Annotated in this window: 2 protein-coding genes; one reads left to right on the top strand and one right to left on the bottom strand. The window is 37.3% G+C overall.

The genetic code is table 11. From position 1 onward, the window contains the following. Positions 1 to 93: 93 nt before the first annotated feature. Positions 94 to 315 carry a photosystem II reaction center phosphoprotein PsbH gene (psbH, locus tag IE294_RS50560; RefSeq protein ID WP_051747394.1) on the bottom strand — a complete coding sequence of 74 codons (222 nt, stop codon included), beginning with the start codon at positions 313 to 315 and terminating at the stop codon, positions 94 to 96. A gap of 104 nt (positions 316 to 419) precedes the next feature. Here psbH and psbN point away from each other — a divergent pair, with 104 nt between their 5' ends. Next, the gene (gene psbN / locus IE294_RS50555) at positions 420 to 551 is read left to right on the top strand and encodes a photosystem II protein N (RefSeq protein WP_078101544.1); all 132 of its coding nucleotides are present in this window, start codon (positions 420 to 422) and stop codon (positions 549 to 551) included. Positions 552 to 557 lie beyond the last annotated feature (6 nt).

Below are 557 nucleotides of genomic sequence, written 5' to 3'. Positions count from 1 at the left end.
CGAACTACCGAAATAGAATGGGGCTAAAAAAATCCGAGAACAAAAAGTTTCACTTTTTGTATTGAAAAGCGAGGCTTCGTGATTCTTGTGAATCTAATTCATTGAAATTCCATCCAGTAAAACGGAAGAATTATAAATCTCCAAAATAATAGATAAGAATATCGCAAATAAAGCCATTGCGACACCCATCAAAGGAGTCGTTCCCCATCCAGGGGCTACCTTACCATATTCCGAATTCAATGGTTTCAAAAAATCCCCTACAACAGTTCGTCTTGGACCAGATCTAGAACTACCCTCAACGGTTTGTGTAGCCATAAATCTTATTTTGTATTCAGTGAGATCTGTTGACTTTGTATATCATTCCGCTGTAAATAAACAATCTTATCATAGACCCATTGTGATCTTGAAATTATATAATAATGGAAACAGCAACCTTAGTCGCCATCTCTATATCTGGTTTACTTGTAAGTTTTACTGGGTACGCCTTATATACTGCTTTTGGGCAACCCTCTCAACAATTAAGAGATCCATTCGAGGAACACGGGGACTAATTGAAG

Source organism: Streptomyces canarius (assembly GCF_014650735.1).
In the GTDB taxonomy this organism is placed as follows: Bacteria; Actinomycetota; Actinomycetes; order Streptomycetales; family Streptomycetaceae; genus Streptomyces; species Streptomyces olivaceoviridis.
Note: the sequence above shows the minus strand (reverse complement) of the source record. Positions and strands in the feature narration are given on the sequence as shown.